The sequence below is a fragment of the Serratia sp. CY47280 genome (assembly GCF_052168655.1).
Taxonomy (GTDB): Bacteria; Pseudomonadota; Gammaproteobacteria; order Enterobacterales; family Enterobacteriaceae; genus Serratia; species Serratia bockelmannii.
Map to the genome: position 1 here is coordinate 206590 of NZ_JBJNMG010000001.1, position 14810 is coordinate 221399.

16 protein-coding genes and 1 pseudogene are annotated in these 14810 nt (G+C 60.4%); 10 read left to right on the forward strand and 7 right to left on the reverse strand.

From position 1 onward, the window contains the following. Positions 1–8: 8 nt before the first annotated feature. Together ACJ8J4_RS01080 and ACJ8J4_RS01085 are read left to right on the forward strand one after the other, a co-directional pair. A complete protein-coding gene (locus ACJ8J4_RS01080) occupies positions 9–932 on the forward strand; it encodes a TIM barrel protein (protein WP_142590471.1) in 924 nt (307 codons plus the stop codon). Positions 933–946: 14 nt separating this feature from the next. After that, a complete protein-coding gene (locus tag ACJ8J4_RS01085) occupies positions 947–2119 on the forward strand; it encodes a Gfo/Idh/MocA family protein (RefSeq protein WP_142590470.1) in 1173 nt (390 codons plus the stop codon). 13 nt (positions 2120–2132) lie between these two features. Here ACJ8J4_RS01085 and ACJ8J4_RS01090 read toward each other — a convergent pair whose 3' ends face one another. Then, positions 2133–2483: a GFA family protein gene (locus tag ACJ8J4_RS01090; protein ID WP_043141436.1), complete on the reverse strand. Its 351-nt coding sequence runs from the start codon at positions 2481–2483 to the stop codon at positions 2133–2135. A 141-nt stretch (positions 2484–2624) separates the two neighbouring features. Here ACJ8J4_RS01090 and ACJ8J4_RS01095 point away from each other — a divergent pair, with 141 nt between their 5' ends. From ACJ8J4_RS01095 to ACJ8J4_RS01105, 3 genes are all read left to right on the forward strand, one after another. Next, complete coding sequence (locus tag ACJ8J4_RS01095; protein WP_004941260.1) at positions 2625–2834, forward strand: hypothetical protein; 210 nt, start codon at positions 2625–2627, stop codon at positions 2832–2834. 153 nt (positions 2835–2987) lie between these two features. Further along, positions 2988–4061: an SMP-30/gluconolactonase/LRE family protein gene (locus ACJ8J4_RS01100; RefSeq protein WP_197835522.1), complete on the forward strand. Its 1074-nt coding sequence runs from the start codon at positions 2988–2990 to the stop codon at positions 4059–4061. 75 nt (positions 4062–4136) lie between these two features. After that, a complete protein-coding gene (locus tag ACJ8J4_RS01105; RefSeq protein WP_025302545.1) occupies positions 4137–4781 on the forward strand; it encodes a Qnr family pentapeptide repeat protein in 645 nt (214 codons plus the stop codon). Here the strand turns inward: ACJ8J4_RS01105 and ACJ8J4_RS01110 are convergent. Next, on the reverse strand, positions 4771–5394 hold the full coding sequence (locus ACJ8J4_RS01110) for a LysE family translocator (RefSeq protein ID WP_043141429.1): 624 nt from the start codon (positions 5392–5394) through the stop codon (positions 4771–4773). The two genes, ACJ8J4_RS01105 and ACJ8J4_RS01110, sit on opposite strands and share 11 nt — an antisense overlap. Before the next feature lie 376 nt (positions 5395–5770). Here ACJ8J4_RS01110 and cspE point away from each other — a divergent pair, with 376 nt between their 5' ends. Together cspE and ACJ8J4_RS01120 are read left to right on the forward strand one after the other, a co-directional pair. After that, positions 5771–5983, forward strand: coding sequence for a transcription antiterminator/RNA stability regulator CspE (cspE, locus tag ACJ8J4_RS01115; protein WP_025302547.1), 213 nt, complete (start codon positions 5771–5773; stop codon positions 5981–5983). 114 nt (positions 5984–6097) lie between these two features. Further along, positions 6098–6175, forward strand: a pseudogene (locus tag ACJ8J4_RS01120). Between the two features lie 213 nt (positions 6176–6388). On the opposite strand, the gene ACJ8J4_RS01125 reads toward ACJ8J4_RS01120, so the two are convergent. Beyond that, on the reverse strand, positions 6389–7066 hold the full coding sequence (locus tag ACJ8J4_RS01125; RefSeq protein WP_016928046.1) for an isochorismatase family protein: 678 nt from the start codon (positions 7064–7066) through the stop codon (positions 6389–6391). A gap of 253 nt (positions 7067–7319) precedes the next feature. Between ACJ8J4_RS01125 and ACJ8J4_RS01130 the strand changes: the two genes are divergently transcribed. Together ACJ8J4_RS01130 and ACJ8J4_RS01135 are read left to right on the forward strand one after the other, a co-directional pair. After that, positions 7320–7748: a universal stress protein gene (locus ACJ8J4_RS01130; protein ID WP_025302548.1), complete on the forward strand. Its 429-nt coding sequence runs from the start codon at positions 7320–7322 to the stop codon at positions 7746–7748. A 315-nt stretch (positions 7749–8063) separates the two neighbouring features. Beyond that, the gene (locus ACJ8J4_RS01135) at positions 8064–8819 is read left to right on the forward strand and encodes an SDR family NAD(P)-dependent oxidoreductase (RefSeq protein WP_016928044.1); all 756 of its coding nucleotides are present in this window, start codon (positions 8064–8066) and stop codon (positions 8817–8819) included. A gap of 44 nt (positions 8820–8863) precedes the next feature. Here ACJ8J4_RS01135 and ACJ8J4_RS01140 read toward each other — a convergent pair whose 3' ends face one another. Genes ACJ8J4_RS01140 through puuD form a run of 4 tightly spaced genes read right to left on the reverse strand, consistent with a single transcriptional unit; the run spans position 8864 to position 12983 of the window. Then, entirely contained in the window at positions 8864–10144 is a 1281-nt protein-coding gene (locus tag ACJ8J4_RS01140) for an NAD(P)/FAD-dependent oxidoreductase (protein WP_025302550.1), read from the reverse strand. A gap of 11 nt (positions 10145–10155) precedes the next feature. Further along, a complete protein-coding gene (gene puuC, locus ACJ8J4_RS01145; protein WP_442515974.1) occupies positions 10156–11652 on the reverse strand; it encodes an aldehyde dehydrogenase PuuC in 1497 nt (498 codons plus the stop codon). A 15-nt stretch (positions 11653–11667) separates the two neighbouring features. Beyond that, a complete protein-coding gene (gene puuR, locus ACJ8J4_RS01150) occupies positions 11668–12225 on the reverse strand; it encodes an HTH-type transcriptional regulator PuuR (protein WP_016928041.1) in 558 nt (185 codons plus the stop codon). Beyond that, entirely contained in the window at positions 12222–12983 is a 762-nt protein-coding gene (puuD, locus tag ACJ8J4_RS01155; protein WP_025302552.1) for a gamma-glutamyl-gamma-aminobutyrate hydrolase, read from the reverse strand. The genes puuR and puuD overlap by 4 nt, the downstream gene beginning before the upstream one ends. A 219-nt stretch (positions 12984–13202) precedes the next feature. Here puuD and ACJ8J4_RS01160 point away from each other — a divergent pair, with 219 nt between their 5' ends. After that, complete coding sequence (locus ACJ8J4_RS01160; RefSeq protein ID WP_197835524.1) at positions 13203–14621, forward strand: glutamine synthetase family protein; 1419 nt, start codon at positions 13203–13205, stop codon at positions 14619–14621. The last annotated feature ends 189 nt before the right edge of the window (positions 14622–14810 follow it).

Consider the following 14810-nt stretch of genomic DNA (forward strand, 5'->3'; position numbering starts at 1 on the left):
CCGTCGCCATGACTTTGCCTATCGCCAATGCGCCCTGCAGTTGGGGCGTGGATGATCCTAACAACCCCCATTTGCCGCCCTATGCCACGGTTCTGCAAGAAGCGTCGGCGGCCGGCTACCGCAGCATCGAGCTGGGGCCGTGGGGCTATCTGCCGACGCAGAGCGAGGCGCTGTGCGCCGCGCTGGAGCAGCATCGCCTGTCGCTGGTGGCCGGTACGATTTTTGACGATCTGGTCAGCGAGGCGAACATTGAGCGCCTGCTGGCCCTGACTCATCGGATATGCCGCAACCTCTCGCGGGCGCCCAGGGCGGAGCCGACCGAGGGCGATCGCGCCGCGCCGCCGTTCTTGGTGATTATCGATTTCGGCAATCCGCAACGCGCCAGGTTCGCCGGGCGTTCAGATTTAGCGCCGCGTTTGTCGCAGGGGGAGTGGCAGAGGATGATCGGGCACATTACGCGCATCAGCGAACTGGCCTGGCGGGAATACGGCGTGCGGCCGGTGGTGCATCCGCACGCCGGCGGCTGCATCGAGTTCGCCGACGAAATCGACCGGTTGGCGGCGGACATTCCGCATCACACCGCCGGATTGTGCCTGGATACCGGCCATCTGTATTACGCCGGGCTGGACCCGGCTGCCTGGCTGAGCAAGCACTTTGAGCGTCTTGATTATCTGCACTTCAAAGACGTCGATCCGCAGGTGTTCCGCGAGGTGCTGGCGCGCGGCGTCGATTTTTTCACCGCCTGCGCCGAGGGTGTCATGTGCCCGTTGGGCAGCGGGGCGATCGATTATCCGCAGCTGCGCGCGCTGTTGGCCGAGCGCGGATACCGGGGCTGGATCACTATCGAGCAGGAGCGCGATCCGCGCAATGTGCAGGGCAGCCTGCAGGACGTCACCGCCAGCTTGCGCTACTTGCGCGGCCTCGGCTTTTAATCAGGAGAAACACGATGATCAACGGCAGCAAACCTTTGGCGAGATCGTTGCGTTGGGGCATGGTCGGCGGCGGCGGCACCAGCCAGATAGGTTACATCCACCGTTCGGCGGCCTTGCGCGACGGCGCGTTTACTCTGTTGGCCGGCGCGTTTGACATTGACGCCGAACGCGGGCGTGATTTTGGTCGGAGCCTGGGCGTGGTGGCGGAGCGTTGTTATGCGGATTATGCCGAGATGTTCCGCGCCGAAGCCGCGCGGGCGGACGGCATTGAAGCGGTCTCGATCGCCACGCCGAACAACACCCATTACGCCATTTGCCGGGCGGCGCTGGAGGCGGGATTGCACGTGGTGTGCGAGAAGCCGCTGTGTTTCAGCGTCGATGAGGCGCAGGCGCTGGCGGCGTTGTGCGAGCGGCAGCGCAAAGTCATCGGCGTGACCTACGGCTATGCCGGGCACCAGATGATTTTACAGGCCCGGCAGATGATTGCCGATGGCCGTCTGGGGGAAATCCGGCTGGTGAATATGCAGTTCGCTCACGGCTTTCACGCCGCGCCGGTGGAGCAGGATAATCCCAGCACTCGCTGGCGGGTCGATCCGCACTTTGTCGGCCCCAGCTATGTGCTGGGCGATCTGGCGACCCACACGCTGTTTCTGGCGGAAACCATGGCGCCGCAGCTGAAGATCCGGCGGTTGATCTGCAGCCGGCAAAGCTTTGTGCCGTCGCGCGCGCCGTTGGAGGACAACGCCTATGTGCTGATGGAGTATCACAACGGCGCCGTCGGCTCCGTGTGGTGTTCGGCGGTCAACTGCGGTTCGATGCACGGTCAAAAGGTGCGCATCGTCGGTGAAAAGGCTAGCCTGGAGTGGTGGGATGAACAACCCAATCAGCTACGCTTCGAAGTGCAGGGCGAGCCGGTGCGGATCCTGGAGCGCGGCATGCCGTATCTCGATGCGCCGGCGTTGGCGGACGATCGCATCGGCGGCGGTCATGCGGAGGGGTTGTTTGAAGCCTGGTCGAATCTCTACCGCCGCTTCGCGCTGGCGATGGACGCCACCGATCGGCGCGACGCGGCCTTCCTGGCCGACTTCTGGTACCCGGACGTGCAGGCCGGCGCACTGGGCGTGAAGTGGGTGGCGTGCTGCGTGCAATCCGCTGAAACCGACGCCGGCTGGGTCGCCTTCGACTGAGTGCGCGATTCGCTCAGACGCTGGCCCCGTCGTAGCTGTGGATCTGTAACGCATCCAGCGCGACGTCAGGCACGCAGCGCAGGTTAACGGCGCACATCGCGGCGCCGTCCGGCGCGGTACCGTAGGCGAAGGGCTGGGCACCGCAGGTCCGGCAGAACTGATGGCGGATCCTGTGGTGATTGAAAGTGTAAGTGCTGAGCTGGTCCTGACCGCTGTTGAGCGTGAAAGCGCTGATGGGGAAGAACGACAGCAGCAGCCCTTTGCGGCGGCAAATAGAACAGTTACAGCTGAGGGCTTCGGTGGGCAGTTCGGCGTCTACGGAGAAGGTGACGGCGCCACAGTGGCAGCTTCCCTGGAATGACATGGCGATGATCCTGTATCAGGGGGGAGTGTTTGCCCAGTATAGTGCAATTTATCGTCACTCGGCCGCGCCCGGCTTGGTTTCCTTAGTAAATGCGCGGTTTTCTGGTAGGTTAGAGGTTAACGTCATCAAAAGGAGATCGCGATGTTAGAACATTACTATCCGGCCAATATGGGCGCCGAACCGGTCACGGACGAACAGCACAAACGGCTGGTGGCGGTGCAGGCGGCGCTGGAACTGATCAAGGCCACGCTGTCGGATACCAACGACGGCAACGGCGTGGACTTCCAGCTGAAAGCGGCGGAAAAGCACATCGGCCCAATGGCCGACGCCATTCAGGAAGCTCTGAAGTAACGGTTCGCCGTCACCTTAACCGCCCGCATCGGGCGGTTTTTTTTTGCGCTGATTACTGCGATTTTTTTAGTGGCGCATTGCCTTTTTCCCGGCTGGTGCCGTAAGCGGCGCGATCCTACTCTAGCGATCCGAGTCCTCATCAGGGTCATGCTCATGTTCCGCTTCAGTCTCTTGTCTTTCTTATTGTTGCGCCGCCGGCGCGTCACCCAGCTGGCCGGCGCCACACTGCTTCTCGGCGTCGTTATGCAGGCGCAGGCCACGCAACGCATCGAGTTTTCGCCGGATCCCGCCGGCGCCTACCCTGAGGGCATCGCCTGGGAGCCGCGAGCCGGTGCGTTCCTGATCTCCTCCCTGCGCGGTGGCCAGCTGGGCCTGGTCTACCCGGATGGCCGCTATCGGCGGTTTTCCACCGACAAGGGACTGATTACCACCTCCGGCATGCTGGTGGACACCGAGCGCAACCGGGTGCTGGTATGCAACGAAGACGTGGGCGTTTCCCTCCATTCAGCCCCTGGCACGCGCAATCGCGTGGCGCAGGTGCTGGAGTTCAATCTCGATACCGGCGCGCTGCAGCAGACGTACGATCTCTCATCGTTAAGCCGTGGGCCGACGCTGGCCAACGATCTGACGCTCGATGCGCAGGGCAATATCTACGTCACTGACAGCTTCCAGCCGCAGATTTACAAGATCGACCGGGCAACGCGCCACGTGTCGATCCTGGTGCGCTCATCGCTTCTGCTGCCCGCCGACGCACCCGCCGCTGCGCAGGGCACACAGCCTTATCTCAACGGCATCGTCTATCACCCGGATGGCTACCTGATTGCGTCGGACTACACCCGCGGGCTGCTGTGGAAGGTGACGATGGATAACACGCCTGCGATAAGTGAAATCAGGCTGCCGCATCGGCTGAAAGGGCCGGACGGGCTGCGGCTCAAAAACGCCAACGAATTGGTGATCGTACAGTCTTTTCCGGCTGAAAAGGGGAGCATGTCCGGCGACGTGACGCTGCTCGCCTCGGCCGACGGCTGGGCCAGCGCCCATGTCGCCGCGGTCGCCACGCCGCCGGGATTGGATGGGCCGACCGGCGCCGCGTTGCGCGATGGCGAGGTGTGGGTGGTCAACTCCCGTTACCCCAAACTGTTTGCTGACGTCGCTCAGGCGGAGAGCATCAGGACGTTCAGCATCGTCAAGGTGGCGTTAGCACGGCCTGCAGCTGAGGCACGCTGATCGACGACGGTTGCCAACCTTGTCGGAATAGGATTAAATGCTGCCCTGACTGTATAAATAAACAGGGGTGTTGCAATGAGCCTGGCGCTGAAGGGTGAGAAGATCGAACGTAACCGCTTTACCGGCGAGAAGATTGAAAACGGCAGCTTTATGCTGTGTGATTTTTCGGGTGCCGATCTGACCGGCACCGAATTTATCGGCTGCCAATTCTACGATCGCGACAGCCGACAGGGCGGCAACTTCAGCCGCGCGATACTGAAAGACGCGAGTTTTAAAAGCTGTGATTTATCGATGGCCGATTTTCGTCATGCCAACGCGTTGGGCATCGAGATCCGCGAATGCCGCGCGCAGGGCGCCGATTTTCGCGGCACCAGCTTTATGAACATGATCACCAGCCGCACCTGGTTTTGCAGCGCCTATATCACCAAAAGCAACCTGAGCTATGCCAACTTCGCCAAGGTGGTGCTGGAGAAATGCGAGCTGTGGGAAAACCGCTGGCACGGCGCACAGGTGCTCGGCGCCAGCTTCAGCGGCTCCGATCTGTCCGGCGGCGAATTCTCCGGTTTCGACTGGCGTGCCGCCGACGTCACCCAGTGTGATTTGAGCAACGCGGAACTGGGCGAGTTGGATTTGCGCACTACCGATCTGCAGGGCGTCAAAATGGACAGCCACCAGGCCGCGCAGCTGTTGGAGCGGCTCGGGATCGCGATCATCGGCTGAAGAGCTGCCTGATGCCCAGGCTGATGATCAGCACGCCGCAGGCGCGATCGATCCAGGCTTTACTGCGTCGGTAGGCGCTGGCGATCGGCGCGTGCGACAGCACCAGCGCCACCAGGCCATACCACAGGCTAGCGACTACCGCGACCTCCAGCAGCATGGCGGCGAAGGTGGGCATGGAGACATGGGCAGGCGCCGCCGACGAAAACACCGCGGCGTAAAAGGCGACGGATTTGGGGTTGGCGATGTTGGTGGCGACCCCTTGCAAGAATGCCGATCTGAAGCCGGAGTTCACCCCACCCGCCGCGCCGATAACCCCTGAGCCGGGAGCTGCATGGGCGATCAGCCGATAACCGAACCAAATCAAATAACCTGCGCCGGCCACTTTTACCGCTAGCGCCAACCAGGGGAACAAGGCGAAAATTATACCGACGCCGAGCAGGGCGCTGCTCGCCCAGAACAGGTTGACCAAGACAATGCCCGCCACCAGAGCGAAAGCCTCGCTGCGGCGCGCGGAAACGGCTTTGTGGGCGACGGCGACAAAATTGGGGCCGGGGATCACCACGCCAACGATATAGACGGTGAAAACGGCGAGCACGGCTGGCATATCGATCATCGGTTAATGGCCTGTAAGCAGCGAGTTAGCCTTAGTTTTATAATGAATCGCCGATATAATCCAGCAGGGTGAAACCTTTTTTTACCTGCCCGTAGCGACAGGCGTCAGCGGCCTTTTGCGATAATAAATTTATGAGCCATATGAATATAATTTAAAATATATCTTGCTTAAATAAATTAGCTGTGTGTAAATAGCGTCATCGGTTTGTCATACAGACCTTATGAAAGCAGTTTTAGTAAAGCAGTTCTCAGTGTTAGTGATATCCCCCAGATACCTCTTCTTCCGCGAATTTTCTTCTCTAGTGCCCCATAAGTTTCCAATAAAAACAGACCTCTATCGCCCTATGGCGTCGCAAAAATAGAAAGGAAATATCTCTATGTCTACTAAAATGACGGGTTTGGTAAAATGGTTTGATGCAGGGAAAGGCTTCGGCTTTATCACCCCGGCAGACGGCGGTAAAGACGTGTTCGTACACTTCTCTGCTATCCAGAGCAACGATTTCAAAACGCTGGACGAAGGCCAACAGGTTGAGTTCACTATCGAAAAGGGTATGAAGGGTCCTTCTGCCGGCAACGTGGTCGCGTTGTAATTTTCGGTCGAGGTGCGGTTTCTTACGACAGCGATGAGGGTTTAAGCCGGAGCAGTTAAGAAATAACACCTTTAGCCTGAATAAACTCCGGGTTCGCCCGGAGTCTTTATCGATACGTCATTAGCTCAGCAGGAAGAGCGGCAGCGAAATATTCGTTGGCGGACTGGGGTTCGATTCCTCGATGACGTTCCAATAATTAATTATTATTGGCAACAGAAAAACAGATTATCGCATAAATAATAATGCCACTTTTCAGTCTTTTTTTCTGTTGTGAAAAAGTTGTGCTTAGGCTGCGTAATGTTGGAGTGTTGGATGGACGCTTACGCCATAACATGACAGCCGGGAAAGCCACCGGCACATGATCAATAGCCCCGGCCTTAGCCGGGGTTTTTTATGCCCGCGATTTTAACGCTGCGAGTCCAGCAGTTCGTTGTTTTTCACCACGTCCTGCGCCTTGAGGTAGCTCTCGATCAACAGCTGATAGGCCGGGAAGATTTTGGTGTAAACCTCGGCCCATTGCTGAGCGTCGGCGCGGTTCCAGCTGCCCTGCAGCTCGGAGGCGACGCCGGCGGTGTCGATCGGCACCACGCCGGCCTGCACCACGCGCGCCAGGGTGATTTCCTGCGCCATTTTCGAGTAGGTGCCGGAGGCGTCGATCACCGCAAAGACCTTATAGCCTTCGGCCACCGCGCTGATGGACGGAAAGGCCATGCAGACGCTGGTGATGGTGCCGGCGATGATCAGGGTCTTGCGGCCGGTGGCCTTGACCGCCGCTACGAAGTCAGGGTTGTCCCAGGCGTTGATTTCCCCTTTACGGGCGACGTACTGCGCGTGCGGCGCATTCTGGTGAATTTCCGGGATCAGCGGGCCGTTGGGGCCCTGCGGCACCGAGGCGGTGGTGATCACCGGCAGTTTGCTGAGGGTAGCGATGCTGGCGAGGGCGGCGGCGCGGGCGCGCAGCTCGGTCATCGGCATATCGGCGACGGTCTGGAACAGGCCGCTCTGGTGGTCGATCAGGAGCATGACTGCGTCATTGGCATCAATAACAGGACGCTGGCCGTTGAAGTTGGCTGGAGTGCTCATGGTGTTTTCCTTTTCTCGTCGTGAGGTCAGTGGGTATCTTCTTTGATTGATAAGGCTGAAACTCAGCACTTGCCTATAGTGTAGGGAGAAGAGAGAAATCCGGTAGAGCCTGAAGTCGGGATACATCGTTCCATAAATGGAACGATTTTGACGCAGGCGAAGGGCTCGGCGCTGGGCTAAACTTAAGGTGCATAAGAAACATGCGGCAAGGAACGCCATCCTGTTCATGGGTTTGACGCGGAGGGCCACCGTCATGGCTTATCAGCATATCGTTGTCGCCACGGATCTCAGCGAAGACGCCGAGTTTCTGCTGGGCAAGGGCGCCAGGCTGGCTGCCGCGCTCCATGCCAAACTTTCCCTGATCTATATCGACATCCACCGCGCCGGCTATTACGTCGATCTGGGCGTGGGAGATTACAACTACACCGATCGCACCTTTTCGGAGCGGGTGAAGAATATGCTCAATGCGATCAAAGGGCAGTCGTCCTACCCGGTCGAAGAGGTGATTGTCAGCCGTGGCGCGTTGACGGAAGAGCTGAACCGGGTTGCGAAAGAGAAAGGGTTCGATCTGGTGATCTTCGGCCATCACCACGATGTCTGGAGCCGGCTGGTTTCTTCGGCGCGTCAGGCGATCAATGAGTTGAACGTCGATCTGCTGGTTGTCCCCATCGAGAAAAAATAGTCGCCGCCGCCTGCGGGCGGCTGCCTTTTTTCATTCGTATTGCTTATCTCTGAGCAGCCATAACCGCCTACCCGCAATAATCCCGCTAGCTGACAATCCGCCTGACGAATAGTGACTCACCGTGATTTTATTTTATCCATCAATATGTTGGCCAAAATCCGATAAAGGTTAATCCAGCGCATTGAAATCACTGACATACCTCCTTTTGGTTAATAAACCGCACGTTTTGACTGGCTCTCAGGGGAGGGGCGTCTTATCCTCGGGGTAATGAGATTTGTATGACTTATATAAATACGTTCACATGGAGGAGGTCTCATGCGTTTTGACAATAAAGTCGTGGTTATCACCGGTGCGGGCAATGGTATGGGGGAAGCGGCGGCGCGGCGTTTCTCCGCCGAGGGCGCCATCGTGGTGCTGGCCGACTGGGCCAAGGAAGCGGTAGACAAGGTCGCCGCTTCGCTGCCGAAGGGCCGCGCGATGGCGGTGCATATCGATGTTTCCGATCACGTCGCGGTTGAAAAAATGATGAACGAGGTGGCGGAAAAACTGGGCCGCATCGACGTCCTGCTGAACAACGCCGGCGTACACGTGGCGGGCAGCGTGCTGGAAACCAGCATCGACGACTGGCGTCGCATCGCCGGGGTCGATATCGATGGCGTGGTGTTTTGTTCCAAATTTGCCTTGCCGCACCTGCTGAAAACCAAGGGCTGTATCGTCAATACCGCGTCGGTGTCCGGCCTGGGTGGCGACTGGGGTGCGGCCTATTACTGCGCGGCGAAAGGCGCGGTGGTCAACCTGACGCGCGCCATGGCGCTGGATCACGGCGGTGACGGCGTGCGCATCAACTCGGTCTGCCCGAGCCTGGTCAAAACCAACATGACCAACGGCTGGCCGCAGGAGATCCGCGACAAGTTCAATGAGCGCATCGCGCTGGGGCGTGCGGCGGAGCCGGAAGAAGTGGCGGCGGTGATGGCGTTTCTGGCCAGCGACGACGCCAGCTTTATCAATGGCGCCAACATTCCGGTCGATGGCGGGGCGACCGCCTCGGACGGCCAACCGAAGATCGTCTAAGCGTTAACCTACCGGCCCGGCCAGGATGACCGGGCCTGTTGTTTTTAGACGCCGATGCGGTCGCGCAGCGTGTAGTAGGCCGCGCCGATGGCGGTGAACGGGATCTGCAGATTGCGTCCACCGAAGAACGGCAGGTGCGGCAGCTTGGCGAAGGCGTCGAAGCGTTCGGCGTCGCCGCGCATCAGCTCGGCGATCAACTTGCCCGCCAGATGGGTGCAGGTCACGCCGTGGCCGCTGTAGCCCTGCATGTAGTACACGTTATTCTCCAGCCGGCCAAACTGCGGCATGCGCGACAGCGTCAGCAGGAAGTTGCCGGTCCAACGATAGTCGATGCGCACCCCTTTCAGCTGTGGGAAGGTCTTCAGCAGCTTCGGCCGGATCAGGTTATCGATATCGTCCGGATCGCGCGCGCCGTATACCACGCCGCCGCCGTACAGCAGACGATGATCGGCGGTGATGCGGTAGTAATCCAGCAGGTAGTTGCAGTCCTCCACGCAGTAATTCTGCGGGATCAGCGCCTGCGCGATCTCCGGCGCCAGCGGTTCGGTGGTCACCACCTGAGTGCCGCACGGCATGCTGCGCTTGGCCAGCCGCGGCTCCAGCTTATCGCCCAGGTAGGCGTTGCCGGCGACGATGACGAAGCGCGCCTTCACCTGGCCGTTGGCGGTGCTGATGAGCGCCGGTTCACCGTGGCGAATGTTCGTCACCGCCGATTGCTCGAAGATGCGCCCACCCTGCAGGCGGATCGCCTCGGCCTCGCCCAGCGCCAGATTGAGCGGATGGATGTGGCCGCCGCTGTGATCGAGCAGCGCGCCGACGTAGCGATCGCTGGCGACCTCCTGACGCACCCGATCCGCATCGAGCAGCTCGAGCTGGGTATTGCCGTAGCGCTCCCAGTTGCGCTTTTGCTCGATCAGCGCATGAAACTGCTTATTGTTCAGGGCGGCGAAGATGCCGCCGGGGCGGTAGTCGCAGTCGATGGCGTAGCGGCTGATGCGGCTGCGAATGATCTCCGCGCCTTCGAACATCATGCTGCCGAGCAGGCGGGCGCTTTCCGCGCCGTAACGCTCTTCAATCACATCGATGTCGCGGCTGTAAGAGTTGACCAACTGGCCGCCGTTGCGGCCGCTGGCGCCGAAACCGATGCGCGCCGCTTCCAGCACCACCACGTTATAGCCGGCTTCCACCAGGAACAGCGCGGAGGAGAGGCCGGTATAGCCGCCGCCGATCACGCAGACGTCGCATTCGATCGATTCATTCAGTTGCGGATAGGGCTGATGTGCGTTGGCCGTGGCCGCATAGTAGCTTTTTACGTGTTCAGTCATGAGATAAGCCCTTATTCCAGCGAGATCCAGGTGGTTTTCAATTCGGTGAATTTGTCCAGCGCGTGCAGCGATTTGTCGCGGCCGTTGCCGCTCTGCTTGTAGCCGCCGAACGGCACGGTCATGTCGCCGTCGTTGTAGTTGTTGACGAACACCGTGCCGGCCTTCAGTTGGCGCGCCATGCGGTGCGCGCGCGCCAGATCGCGGGTCCAGACCGCGGCGCCGAGGCCGTAGTCGCTGTCGTTGGCCAGCTGCAGCGCCTGTTGCTCGTCGTCGAAGGTGGTCACCGCCAGCACCGGGCCGAAGATTTCATCGCGCGCCACGCTCATGGCATTGTCCACCCGGGTGAGGATGGTCGGCCCCAGATAGCCGGCGTGGTCGCCCTGCGGATGGTCGCGCCCGTCGAGGAACAGCGCGGCGCCCTGGCTCAGCCCCCGAACGATATAGCCGGCCACTTTCTCGCAGTGGCCGCTGTCGATCAGCGTGCCCATCACCGTGTCGGGATCGAGCGGATCGCCGGGCACGAAGGCCGCCGCGTGTTTGCGCAGCGCCTGCAGGAATGCTTGCTCAATGCTCGCTTCGACCAGCAGGCGAGTGCCGGCGATGCACACCTGCCCCTGATTGTAGAAGATGCCGGCGGCGGCGCTGCGGGCGGCTTGATCCAGATCCGGGCAGTCGGCGAAGACGATGTTGGCGCTTTTGCCGCCGGCCTCCAGCCAGACGCGCTTCATGTTCGATTCGCCGGCGTAAATCATCAGCTGTTTCGCCACCAGCGTAGAGCCGGTAAAGGTGAGGGCGTCGACGTCGCGGTGCAGCGCCAGCGCCTTGCCGGCGTCGTGGCCGTAGCCGGGCACCACGTTCAGCACGCCGTCCGGCAGCCCGGCCTGTTGCGCCAGTTTGCCGAGCAGGATGGCGCTCAGCGGCGACTTTTCGGAGGGTTTGAGCACCACGCTGTTGCCGGCGGCCAGCGCCGGGCCGAGCTTCCAGCAGGCCAGCAGCAACGGAAAGTTCCAGGGCACGATGGCGCCGACCACGCCGATCGGCTCGCGTTCGATCAGCGCCAGCGCCTCGCGACCGGTGGGGGCGATTTCGCCGTACACCTTATCGATCGCTTCGGCGTACCAGCGGATGCAGCGGATAGCGCCCGGCACGTCGTCGCGCAGGCTGTGGCGGATGGGTTTGCCGGTGTCCAGCGTTTCCAGCAGCGCCAGCTCTTCGTGATGCTGTTCCATCAGCTCGGCGAAGCGCAGCAGCGTGGCTTTGCGCTGCGCCGGCGCGGCCTGGGCCCAGTCGCCGCGTTCAAAGGCGCCGCGCGCCGCGCTGACCGCCCGATCGATGTCGGCGGCTTCGCCGCGCGCGACCTGCGCCAGCTCACGGCGACCGGCGGGATCTTCGACGGCGAAACGTTTCCCCGCGGCGGCCGGCTGGTAGCGGCCGTCGATAAACAGCTGGTGCTCAATCTTCAGGGCCTGCGCCCGTTGTTGCCAATACTGCAAATGGTGAAAGTTCATGCCTGGCTCCGTTGATCAGAATGTCGTCGGCGTATGGGCGCTGATAATCCGGCAAATGCGCGCCGACGTGTTGCTGAAACTGTGGGGAATGCCGGTATTGATGGCGTAGCTCTGCCCGGCCAGCAGGTGATAGCTCTGGCCGTTGACCTGCAGCACCACTTCGCCTTCCAGCAGCGTGCCAATCTCTTCCCCTTGGTGTTTGATGCGCTCGCCGGTGGTGGTGCCCGGTTCGTAGGTCTCGATCATCATTGCCAGCGTGCGATTCGGATCGCCGTTATGGATCAGCTTCATCGATACGCCCTGGCTGCCGATCTCGATCAGGTCGTCGCTGTCTATCACGATCTGCGGCTCAGCCGGTTTTTCCGGCTCGGCGAAAAACGCCGACAGCGACAGACCGTACACCGTCAGCAACTTTTGCAGCGTGCTGATGGCCGGGCTGACCTTATCTTGCTCGATAGTACTGATGGCGCTGTGGGTTAACCCAGACAGTTCGGCGACCCGGCGCTGCGACAACCCCAATTGCTGACGGATCTGCGACAGACGTTTTCCCGGTGCCAAGCTGACGTCGCTCATGGGCGTTTTTCCTTTTGATAGTTCCGACAGGCGGTGATGAAACCATCAAACAACAGGCGCGACAGGGCATACTCGTCGCTGTTCCACTCGGGGTGCCACTGCACGCCGAGCGCGAAGGGCTGATCGCGCACGCTGATCGCCTCCACCAGCCCGTCAGCGGCGTGCGCCTCGATGCGAACGCTCGCGCCCAGGGTTTTGGCACCCTGGCCGTGCAGCGAGTTCACCCAGAATCTGTTGCAATCCGGTATCAGTTGCGAAAGCAGCCCCCCTTCCTGAACGATGACTTCGTGGGCGGGGGCGTATTGCTGTTCCAGCGGCAGGTCGTGATCTTCACGATGCTCCAGCAGCTCGGGCAGTTCGTACAGGCGGCGATGCAGGGTGCCTTGGGTGGCGACCACCATCTCCTGCATGCCGCGGCAAATGGCGAAAAGGGGAATGCGCCTGTCGAATGCCTGGCGGATCAGCGCCAGGCTCAACGCGTCTCGGCCAGGATCGGCGTCAGGCTCATCGCCGTTTTCACCATAAAGGTGCGGCTGCACATTACTGGGGCTGCCCGGCAGCAAAATGCCGTCGAGGCGCGGCAGCAGTTCTGCCAGCATTTCCGGCTCCGCCAGCGCGTGCGGCAGGGCGATCGGCAAGCCGCCGGCGGTGATAACGGCATTCAGGTACTTTTCTTGCAAGGTCTGTGTGAGGTGCCCGTTTAACCTATACCTGCACATGACGACGCCAATGACTGGTCTGTTAAATATATTGTCCATGCTATCCCCTTGGTACGTTCGAAATTATGAACGATAAGCTTCTCCACCGCCGATTTCGTTCAATATTCTATAAATCTAGCAGTCGATTGGGCAATATTCAAACCAGAAGTAACACTTGCAAAACAAATTTGTTTCATCTACGTTTCATTTGTGGGCATTATATTGAACAAAACGGTCAATAAACATCGACGACAGCAAAACACAAACGGCGGGTGAACCATGCAGACCAACATCGTAGAAGTGGAAAACTTTGTTCAGCACAGTGAAGAGAGACGAAGTAGCGCGTTCCAGCGCGAAGTGAAGAAGTATCTGGAACGTTATCCGTTAACCCAACATGTCGACGTACTGTTGACCGATCTGAACGGCAGCTTCCGCGGCAAACGCATCCCGGTCGGCGGCCTGAACAAACTGGAGAAGGGCTGTTACTTCCCGGCATCGGTATTTGCGATGGATATTCTCGGCAACGTGGTGGAAGAGGCCGGGCTGGGGCAGGAGTTGGGCGAGCCGGATCACGTGTGCGTGCCGGTACCGGGCACGCTGACGCCGTCGGCGGCGGACCCGCAATATATCGCGCAGGTGCTGCTCACCATGTTGGATGAAGATGGCACTCCCTTTGACGTTGAACCGCGCAATGTGCTGAACCGAGTGTGGCAGCGTTTGCGTCAGCGCGGGCTTTCCCCCGTGGTAGCGGTAGAGTTGGAGTTCTATCTCATCGATCGTCAACGCGACGCGGAAGGCTATCTGCAGCCGCCGTGCGCGCCGGGCACGCAAGAACGCAACACCCAAAGCCAGGTGTACTCCGTCGATAACCTGAACCATTTCGCCGATGTGCTGAGCGAGATCGACGAACTGGCGCGTTTGCAGGACATTCCGGCGGACGGCGCGGTGGCGGAGGCGTCGCCGGGGCAGTTCGAGGTCAACCTGCATCATACTGATGATGTGCTGCAGGCCTGCGATCACGCGCTGGCGTTGAAGCGGCTGGTGCGCATGGTGGCCGAGAACCACAATATGCAGGCGACCTTTATGGCCAAACCGTATGAGGAGCACGCCGGCAGCGGCATGCACGTGCACATCAGCATGCTGAACGCGCAGGGCAACAACGTGTTCGCCGACGATGACGGCGAAGATTCGGCGCTGCTGAAACAGGCGCTGGCGGGCATGATCGCCCTGATGCCGTCTTCGATGGCGCTGCTGGCGCCGAACGTCAACGCCTACCGCCGCTTCCAGCCTGGCATGTATGTGCCGACCCAGGCTTCCTGGGGGCATAACAACCGCACCGTGGCGCTGCGCATTCCCTGCGGCGATCGCGACAACCACCGCGTGGAGTATCGCGTGGCGGGCGCCGACGCCAATCCTTATCTGGTGATGGCGACCATTCTGGCCGGCATCGTTTATGGCCTGGAAACCGCATTGCCGCTGCCTGAGCCGGTGACCGGCAACGGTCTGGAGCAGGACGGGCTGCCGTTCCCGATCCGCCAGAGCGACGCGCTGTACGAGTTCGAACATCAGCCGGTGCTCAATGCATTGTTGGGCGAACGCTTCAGCCACGTCTATCTGGCCTGCAAAACTGATGAGCTGGTGCAGTTCGAGCGCCTGATCACCGAAACCGAAATCGAGTGGATGTTGAAAAACGCCTGATCCCGCTCACCCTGCGACTACCGCGCGCGTCCGGCGCATTTCATCGGCTCTCCTGTGGCCGGCGAGGCTGCGCGCTGCGGTACAGAATTTCTTCTATCACGGCGTACAGGACGCCGACGAGGAAATAACCATGACTCAGTCAGCCCCCTGCGCAGACGTTTGTCTGTGCCGCAGTGCCTACGGGCCGGT

What these genes read in the sequence shown, in the direction of transcription:
- ACJ8J4_RS01080 (WP_142590471.1), top strand. Translation starts at nt 9, where the DNA reads ATGACTTTGCCTATCGCCAATGCGCCCTGCAGTTGGGGCGTGGATGAT.
- ACJ8J4_RS01085 (WP_142590470.1), top strand. Translation starts at nt 947, where the DNA reads ATGATCAACGGCAGCAAACCTTTGGCGAGATCGTTGCGTTGGGGCATG.
- ACJ8J4_RS01090 (WP_043141436.1), bottom strand. Translation starts at nt 2,483, where the DNA reads ATGTCATTCCAGGGAAGCTGCCACTGTGGCGCCGTCACCTTCTCCGTA.
- ACJ8J4_RS01095 (WP_004941260.1), top strand. Translation starts at nt 2,625, where the DNA reads ATGTTAGAACATTACTATCCGGCCAATATGGGCGCCGAACCGGTCACG.
- ACJ8J4_RS01100 (WP_197835522.1), top strand. Translation starts at nt 2,988, where the DNA reads ATGTTCCGCTTCAGTCTCTTGTCTTTCTTATTGTTGCGCCGCCGGCGC.
- ACJ8J4_RS01105 (WP_025302545.1), top strand. Translation starts at nt 4,137, where the DNA reads ATGAGCCTGGCGCTGAAGGGTGAGAAGATCGAACGTAACCGCTTTACC.
- ACJ8J4_RS01110 (WP_043141429.1), bottom strand. Translation starts at nt 5,394, where the DNA reads ATGATCGATATGCCAGCCGTGCTCGCCGTTTTCACCGTCTATATCGTT.
- cspE (WP_025302547.1), top strand. Translation starts at nt 5,771, where the DNA reads ATGTCTACTAAAATGACGGGTTTGGTAAAATGGTTTGATGCAGGGAAA.
- ACJ8J4_RS01125 (WP_016928046.1), bottom strand. Translation starts at nt 7,066, where the DNA reads ATGAGCACTCCAGCCAACTTCAACGGCCAGCGTCCTGTTATTGATGCC.
- ACJ8J4_RS01130 (WP_025302548.1), top strand. Translation starts at nt 7,320, where the DNA reads ATGGCTTATCAGCATATCGTTGTCGCCACGGATCTCAGCGAAGACGCC.
- ACJ8J4_RS01135 (WP_016928044.1), top strand. Translation starts at nt 8,064, where the DNA reads ATGCGTTTTGACAATAAAGTCGTGGTTATCACCGGTGCGGGCAATGGT.
- ACJ8J4_RS01140 (WP_025302550.1), bottom strand. Translation starts at nt 10,144, where the DNA reads ATGACTGAACACGTAAAAAGCTACTATGCGGCCACGGCCAACGCACAT.
- puuC (WP_442515974.1), bottom strand. Translation starts at nt 11,652, where the DNA reads ATGAACTTTCACCATTTGCAGTATTGGCAACAACGGGCGCAGGCCCTG.
- puuR (WP_016928041.1), bottom strand. Translation starts at nt 12,225, where the DNA reads ATGAGCGACGTCAGCTTGGCACCGGGAAAACGTCTGTCGCAGATCCGT.
- puuD (WP_025302552.1), bottom strand. Translation starts at nt 12,983, where the DNA reads ATGGACAATATATTTAACAGACCAGTCATTGGCGTCGTCATGTGCAGG.
- ACJ8J4_RS01160 (WP_197835524.1), top strand. Translation starts at nt 13,203, where the DNA reads ATGCAGACCAACATCGTAGAAGTGGAAAACTTTGTTCAGCACAGTGAA.